Annotated in this window: 7 protein-coding genes and 1 tRNA gene; 4 read left to right on the plus strand and 4 right to left on the minus strand. The window is 74.3% G+C overall.

Annotated features, from left to right (window positions below; all coding sequences use genetic code 11):
- The first annotated feature begins 302 nt into the window (after window positions 1-302).
- From N866_RS14965 to heR, 4 genes are all read left to right on the plus strand, one after another.
- A complete protein-coding gene (locus tag N866_RS14965) occupies window positions 303-956 on the plus strand; it encodes an alpha/beta fold hydrolase (RefSeq protein WP_034227834.1) in 654 nt (217 codons plus the stop codon).
- A 112-nt stretch (window positions 957-1,068) separates the two neighbouring features.
- Window positions 1,069-1,144 (plus strand) — tRNA-Thr (locus N866_RS14970).
- A 115-nt stretch (window positions 1,145-1,259) separates the two neighbouring features.
- The gene (locus tag N866_RS14975; RefSeq protein WP_052023110.1) at window positions 1,260-1,772 is read left to right on the plus strand and encodes a GNAT family N-acetyltransferase; all 513 of its coding nucleotides are present in this window, start codon (window positions 1,260-1,262) and stop codon (window positions 1,770-1,772) included.
- A gap of 100 nt (window positions 1,773-1,872) precedes the next feature.
- The gene (gene heR, locus N866_RS14980; protein ID WP_162177325.1) at window positions 1,873-2,685 is read left to right on the plus strand and encodes a heliorhodopsin HeR; all 813 of its coding nucleotides are present in this window, start codon (window positions 1,873-1,875) and stop codon (window positions 2,683-2,685) included.
- A gap of 31 nt (window positions 2,686-2,716) precedes the next feature.
- Here the strand turns inward: heR and N866_RS14985 are convergent, their stop codons facing one another.
- The 4 genes from N866_RS14985 to N866_RS15000 form a co-directional block, all read right to left on the minus strand.
- Window positions 2,717-3,742 (minus strand): GNAT family N-acetyltransferase, encoded by a 1,026-nt coding sequence (locus tag N866_RS14985; protein WP_034227844.1) that lies wholly within the window; start codon window positions 3,740-3,742, stop codon window positions 2,717-2,719.
- A 91-nt stretch (window positions 3,743-3,833) separates the two neighbouring features.
- The gene (locus N866_RS14990; RefSeq protein ID WP_034227836.1) at window positions 3,834-4,088 is read right to left on the minus strand and encodes a hypothetical protein; all 255 of its coding nucleotides are present in this window, start codon (window positions 4,086-4,088) and stop codon (window positions 3,834-3,836) included.
- An 85-nt stretch (window positions 4,089-4,173) separates the two neighbouring features.
- Entirely contained in the window at window positions 4,174-5,763 is a 1,590-nt protein-coding gene (locus N866_RS14995; protein ID WP_245612612.1) for an alpha/beta hydrolase, read from the minus strand.
- Between the two features lie 57 nt (window positions 5,764-5,820).
- A complete protein-coding gene (locus N866_RS15000) occupies window positions 5,821-6,957 on the minus strand; it encodes a DNA polymerase III subunit delta' (protein WP_034227838.1) in 1,137 nt (378 codons plus the stop codon).
- Between the last annotated feature and the right edge of the window lie 51 nt (window positions 6,958-7,008).

Genomic DNA, 7,008 nt, shown 5'->3' on the forward strand with positions numbered 1-7,008 from the left:
GGTCATGGTCTGCCCCTTCGTTGGGTGCTGAATCTCTCCTGATAACTAGGGCCACAACGCTCCACCCCTGACCGCACGCTGAGCACGAGCGGCACAGCGCTTAGCAGGTAGGCACCCCGAAGATGCCCGGCGAGCCGAAGCGCGTGCAGCCCTCCAAGGACCGGGACCGGCCCAAGGACGACGCCGGGGCCTGAGGCGCCCGCCCGCTGAGCGTCCCGGGAAGAGAAGTCCGGCCGCCGGAGTTACCGTCGAGGCGTGGGTCCCGGACGGGACCGTGCAGGGGCAGACAGTGAAGAGGGTGCATGCGACCCGTCGTCTTCGTGCACGGCGTCCGGACGTCGTCGGCCATCTGGACCGAGCAGGTGGCCGCCATGGCGCGCGCCGGCCACCCGGTGGTGACCGTGGACCTGCCCGGGCACGGTGACCGGGCGCACGAGCGCTTCAGCCTCGCCGCGGCGCACCGCGCGATCGACGAGGCCGTCGAGTCCTGCGACATGCCGCCCCTGCTGGTCGGCATGTCCCTCGGCGGGTACATGTCCCTGGCCTACGCGGCCGCGCACCAGCCCAAGCTCGCGGGCCTCGTGCTCGCCGGCTGCACCACCGAGCTGCGCGGCAAGCCGCTGAGCCTGTACCGGCGGGTGACGGCCCGCCTCGTGGCGACCTTCCGACCGTCGGCGACGTCCTGGCACGTCGTCACCGACATGCTCGGCTCGGTCCACGGCCACTCGTCGCTGGCCGACCTGCGGCGGCTGCTCGTCCCCGTCTGGTTCGTCAACGGCGGCCGGGACCTGCTGCGCATGGACGAGCGACGGTTCCTCGCGGCGCACCCGGGCTCGACGCTGACCGTCGTCCCCCGGGTGGGGCACGACGTCAACCTCTTCGCGCCCGCTGCCTTCAACCGGGTGCTGACCGAGGCGCTCCACGCGCTGCGACCCGCGGTGGTGCGGATGAGGTGAGGCGTCGGGCGGGCCCGGCGGGGGCGCCCCGTCCCCCGCTTTGGTGCCCGGCGCGAGCGTGGGTACAGTAGGGCGCGCTCGCCGCCCGGAAGGGGGCGCGCACCGCAGTCCCGCCGCCTTAGCTCAGTCGGCAGAGCGTCTCACTCGTAATGAGAAGGTCAAGGGTTCGATTCCCTTAGGCGGCTCCACCCGAAGGCCCCGGCACCCACGGTGCCGGGGCCTTCGTGCGTCCCGGTGCTGAGGTCGCGCCGGTCCGGGTGCGGCGGCGGCGCCGCGCGGCGCGTCGACCTGAGATCCTCACGTGTGACCGACGTGGACATCCGACCGTGCACGGACCAGGACCTCGAGGCGCTGAGGTCGCGCTGGCCCGCCGCGGGTGACGTGCACGGGAAGCACCACGCCCGGCAGTCCGCCGGGCACGCGACCTACCTCGTCGCCTGGCGCGGGGACGAGCCGCTCGGCTCGGGCATGGTCCAGTGGGACGGCTGCGTCGGTCCGGCCGCCCGGGAGGCCTTCCCGGATGCCGTGGAGATCAACCACCTCCAGGTCCGTGAGGAGTTCCGCGGGCAGGGGGTCGGTGGCCTCCTCGTCCGGGCCGCCGAGGACCTCGCGGCCCGCCGGGGCCGGACCCAGGTCGCCCTGGGTGTCGGCGTCGACAACCCCGACGCCGAGCGGCTCTACCTCCGCCTCGGCTACGAGGCGACCGTCGTCCTCGACGACACGGAGTACGACTGGGTGGACGAGGACGGGGTCGTCCACCACGAGGTGGAGCGGGACCAGGTCCTCCTCCGGACGGTGCGCCGCCCTGCCGGATAGCCCGAACGGCCCAGCCCATGATCGGGACGGCGCAGCGCCCGGTTAACCTCGACCGAACCCGCACCCCCGTCCGGGGCGCGCCGCACCGCAGGAGCTGCTCATGGCCACAACCGTCGACCCGCCGACCGGCACCACGCCGACGCACGACGCCGGCCTCGCCCCGCGGTTCCGCTCGCTGCGCCGGTACAACGTCATCGCCGCGGTGTTCCACGCCGTCCAGGCCACCGCCGTCGTCGTGCTGTCCAACGACTTCACGCTCCCGGTCACCGGCACGTACCTCAACGGCCCTCCCGGTACGCCCAACGGCGACCAGGTGGTGCTGTTCGACCTGCCGCTCGGGCCGGCCGTGGCCGGGTTCTTCGCGCTCTCGGCGCTCTTCCACGCGATCGTCGCCTCGCCCTGGTTCTTCGCGCGGTACACCGCCGGGCTGACCCAGAGCCACAACTACTTCCGCTGGGTGGAGTACTCGCTGTCGAGCACGCTGATGATCGTGCTCATCGCGCAGATCACGGGCATGACCGACGTCGCGGCGCTGCTGGGCATCGCGGGCGCGAACGCCTCGATGATCCTGTTCGGCTGGCTGCAGGAGAAGTACCACACCCCCGGCGACGGCGACCTGATGCCGTTCTGGTTCGGCTGCATCGCCGGCGTCGTGCCGTGGCTCGCGATCCTCGTGTACGTCGCCTCGCCGGGCTCGACGAGCGCCGCCGAGCCACCCGCGTTCGTCTACGGGATCGTCGTCTCGATCTTCCTGTTCTTCAACGTCTTCGCCCTGATCCAGTGGCTCCAGTACCGTCGGGTGGGGAAGTTCCGGGACTACCTCGTCGGCGAGCGGGCGTACATCACCGCCAGCCTCGTCGCGAAGTCGCTGCTGGCCTGGCAGATCTTCGCCAACACCCTCATCCCGACCTGAGGCAGCGGGGCCCGCGCACCCGTGCCGCCGGTCACGCCTCGCAGGGCACGTCGCGGTGCCAGGACTCGGTGGCGTAGCGCCGCTCGAAGCCCATCGCGGCGTAGAGGCGGTCGGCACCGGTGGGCGAGTCGGCGTCGACCTCGAGGCTCACGCGGTCGCGGCCCCGTGATGCCGCGTCCGCGATGACGGCGCGCAGCAGGGCGGTGGCCACCCCGCGCCCGCGCGCGGCCTGGGTGACGCCCAGGTAGGCGACGTAGGTGCCGTCGGGACCGGCACCGCCGGCAGAGCGCTCACCGATGAGCGCGCCGACCGGCTCGGCGTCCTCGACCTCGACCAGCCACCAGTGGTCCCAGGCGTGTCCCACCTCCTGCTGCTGCCGCTCGACGAACTCGTCGAACGACTCCTCGTGGTAGTTGAAGTGGTCCGTGAAGGCGGTCTCGAGCACGTCGTGCACGGCCCGGAGGTCCCCCTGCGACGGCTCCCCGTCGTCCCCGACGACCTGCCGCACGACGACGCCCTGCTGCGGGTCGGGGAACGCGCCCGGCTCGCCCTCGGCCGGCACGACGGTGCGCGCCATCTGCCACCAGGTCCGGACGTGGTCGTACCCGGCAGCGGCCAGCCAGCGGTGCTTGCGCGCGTCCCCGGCGAAGGCACCGGCGTCCAGCTGGGTCCGGCTCAGGCCACGCTCGCGCGCCAGCCGGCACCCCTCCCGCTCGGCCCAGGTGTAGAGGGCTGCGCCGACGCCGTCCGCTTGGCGCTCGCCGACCTCCGGGTCCACCGAGAGCCCGACGATGACGCGCCCCGCCGCCCGGTCGTGCACGGAGGCCCAGCCGACGACGCGCCCGGTCGGGTCCGTGACGACCGCATGGGTCCGCGCCGCCGCACCCTCGCCCGCGACGTGCGCCTCGACGGAGGCCCGGGACGTCGTGGAGAAGCCGCAGGCGGCGACGTCGTGCCGGGTCGCGACCCGGTGCAGGTCGTCCAGGTCGGCGAGGGTCGCGGGGCGCACCGACCAGCCCCCGGGCAGCACGAGGTCATCGAGAGGCAAAGGGCGCATCTCCTCAGCATCCCGCATCTGATCGAGGTCAGCCAGGCGGATCCGTGCCGACCCGTCCGCCACGGACCGCCAGGGACCGCTCGGCGGGTCCTCAGGGGATCGGCTCGGCGTGGTGGGAGATCCCCCGCAGGAAGTACAGGACCGGACCCACCCAGCTCACGGCGATGACCGCCGCCCAGACGGGCTTCCGGCCCCGGACCTGGTAGTCGGGGCGCCAGGCGAGGTCCGCCCAGGCGGTGGCCGCCAGCGCGAGCTGGGCCGTCGCGCCGACGACCACCGAGGCGCGCTGCCGGCCCGTGAGGTCCGCCCAGCGCCGGTGCTGGCGCGGGGTGTGCGTGGCGCTCATGTCGACTCCGATCTCCCGAGGTCCTCGCCTCCCACGCTGCTCCTGCGGGAGGGGGACCGGGAGAGCCGAACGTCCTCCCGACGGGTCAGCCGGTGCAGACGGTGCCGTCGGGCGGCACGACGCCCTCGATGAGGTACGCGTCGACCGCGTCCGTGATGCAGTCCCCCGCGCGCCCGTAGGCGGTGTGCCCCTCGCCCTCCCAGGTCAGGAGCGACCCGGACGCGAGCTGCTCGGCGAGGGAGACGCTCCACTCGTAGGGCGTCGCCGGGTCGCCGGTGGTGCCGACGACGAGGATCGGGGCCGCCCCCTCCGCCGTCGTGGGGGCGGGCTCCCGCACGGCCTCCACGGGCCACGTCTCGCAGCCGGGCGCCATGACGAAGTCGCGCCCGAAGGTGGGCGCCTCGGCCTCGACGACCCCGGCGAGCTGGTCGAGCTCGGCGTAGGAGAGCTCCTCCGCGGGGTAGTCGAGGCAGTTGATCGCGGTGAAGGCGACCATCTGGTTCGACCCGTAGGTGCCGTCGGCCGTCCGGTCGAGGTAGAAGTTCGCGAGCTCGAGGAAGATCGCGCCGCGGTCCTCCGTGAGGGCCTCCTCGAGCGCCAGGGTGAGGTACGTCCAGGTCTCGTCGTCGTAGAGGGTCACGACGAGCCCGTAGAACGCCAGGGTGGAGTTGAGCTCCCGCCCCTCGCCCACCGGCAGGGGTCGCGCCTCGACCCGGTCCATGAGATCGGCGATCTGCTGCATCCCGTCGTCGACATCGCCCGTCAGGGGGCACGCCGGGCCGTCCAGGCAGTACGCGACGTAGGCGCGCAGCGCCTCCTCGAAGCCCGCCGCCTGGCCGACGACGAGCTCCTCGCTGCTGTTCGCGGGGTCGACGGCCGCGTCGAGCAGCAGGCGGCCGACCTTGTCCGGGAAGAGCTCCGCGTAGGTCGCGCCCAGGAGCGTGCCGTAGGAGAACCCCGCGTAGTGGAGCTGCTCGTCCCCGAGCACCGCACGCAGGAGATCCATGTCCTTGGCGGCGCTGACGGTGTCCACGTGCTCGATCAGCGGACCCGTCGCCTCGGCGCACGCCTCCCCGAACGCCCGGGCCGCCTCGCGCGCCGCCTCCAGGCCCGCCGCGTCGTCCACCGGGTAGTCCGCGGTGAGGTAGCGGTCCACCTCGGCCGGGTCGCCGCAGGACACCGCGCTCGACGCGCCCACCCCCCGCGGGTCGAAGCCGACGAGGTCGAAGGCGCCCACGAGCCGCTCGCTGAACACGTCCCGCGCGTACTCGACGAAGTCGGCGCCCGAGCTGCCGGGACCGCCGGGGTTCACGAGCAGCGAGCCGATCCGCTGGTCGGGGCCGCCGGTCGCCGGGGCGCGGCGCAGTGCGAGCTCGATCGTGGCCGCAGCGGGGTCGTCCCAGTCCATCGGCGCCTGGACCGTGGCGCACTCCAGCCCGGCGCCGCACTCGCTCCAGGAGAGCTCCTGCGCGTAGAACGCCTCGATGCCGCCGGTCACCGGGCCGGGGGTGGCCGACGCCTCACCCGTGGGCACCACGTCCTGCGGCGAGCTCTGCTCCTTGGGTGCGACGCACGCCCCGAGCGCGAGCACCACCGCCAGGGCGGTGCCCGTCGCGCGCACGACCCGACCCCGACGCGGGCGGGCGGAGGGGCGGGGCGCGAAGGACGTCAGCACGGGGTCACGGTAGCCGCTCGCCCTGGCACCCCGCGGAGCGGTCCTCGCGCCCGGTCCTCAGCCCTGGGGCCGCAGCGCGACCGCCATCGCCTCCATCGCGAGCAGGGGCGCGACGTTGCCCTCGATGCGGGTGCGCGCCTCACCGATGGCGTCCATCCGTCGCACGGTCTGCTCGGGCGAGCCCGCGGCCGCGAGCCGCTCCACGACCTCGGCATGGGCGACGTTGATCGGCTCCACCTGCGCGCCGAGCTGGCGCACGAGCACGTCCCGGTACAGCGACAGGAGGTCGATGAGCGCGCGGTCGAGCACGTCCCGCTGAGCGCGCGTCGCCCGACGCTTCTGGTCCTCCTCCAGCTGCCGGACCTGCGCCCGGAGGGCGGGCGGCAGGGTCTGAGCGTCCTCCGCGCCGAGGCTGCGCAGGAGCGCCGTGCGCTCCGCGGCGTCCCGGTCGGCCGTCGCCGCCTTCGACTCCGCCGTCGCGACCTCGACGAGCTCCGCGGCCGTCATGACGGCGTCCCCGACACCCCGGATCGACGCGGCCAGGGTGAGGGTCCGGTCGCGGCGCTGACGGGCCTCCGGGTCCCGGGCGAGCCGTCGCGCCAGCCCGATGTGGCTCTGCGCCGCCCGGGCCGCGGCGTCGGCCACGTCGGGCGCGACGCCGTCCCGCTCGACGAGCAGGGCGGCGACCGCCTCCACCGGTGGGACCCGGAGCGAGACCCGGCGGGACCGGGACCGGATGGTCACCACGACGTCCTCGGGGCTCGGCGCGCACAGGAGCCACACGGTCCGCGGCGGGGGCTCCTCGATCGCCTTGAGCAGCACGTTCGACGTGCGCTCGGTCATGCGGTCCGCGTCCTCGAGGACGATGACGCGCCAGCGCCCGCCGGCCGGCGAGCGCTGCGCCAGCCCGACGAGCCGGCGCACCTCCTCGATGGTGAACGTGACCTTCTCCGTGGCCACGACGGTCACGTCCGCGTGGGTCCCCGCCAGCGTCGTGGTGCAGTCCTGGCAGTGGCCGCACCCGCCGTCCCGGCACTGCAGGGCCGCCGCGAAGGCGCGGGCGGCGTTGGAGCGGCCCGATCCCGGCGGCCCCGTGAGGAGCCAGGCGTGGGTCATCGCCGTCGGCTCGTCCACGGCGCGGCGCAGGACGGCCACGGCCCGGTCCTGCCCGACGACGTCGTCCCAGACGCTCACGCGAGCGCGCCTCCCGCCCCGTCGTGGGCGGCCGGGCGGGCGGCGCCGTCG

This window comes from Actinotalea ferrariae CF5-4 (genome assembly GCF_000603945.1).
GTDB lineage: Bacteria > Actinomycetota > Actinomycetes > Actinomycetales > Cellulomonadaceae > Actinotalea > Actinotalea ferrariae.

Bases quoted from the DNA above. Each gene is read 5' to 3' on its own strand.
- N866_RS14985 (WP_034227844.1), bottom strand. From the start codon at position 3,742: ATGCGCCCTTTGCCTCTCGATGACCTCGTGCTGCCCGGGGGCTGGTCG.
- N866_RS14965 (WP_034227834.1), top strand. From the start codon at position 303: ATGCGACCCGTCGTCTTCGTGCACGGCGTCCGGACGTCGTCGGCCATC.
- heR (WP_162177325.1), top strand. From the start codon at position 1,873: ATGGCCACAACCGTCGACCCGCCGACCGGCACCACGCCGACGCACGAC.
- N866_RS14990 (WP_034227836.1), bottom strand. From the start codon at position 4,088: ATGAGCGCCACGCACACCCCGCGCCAGCACCGGCGCTGGGCGGACCTC.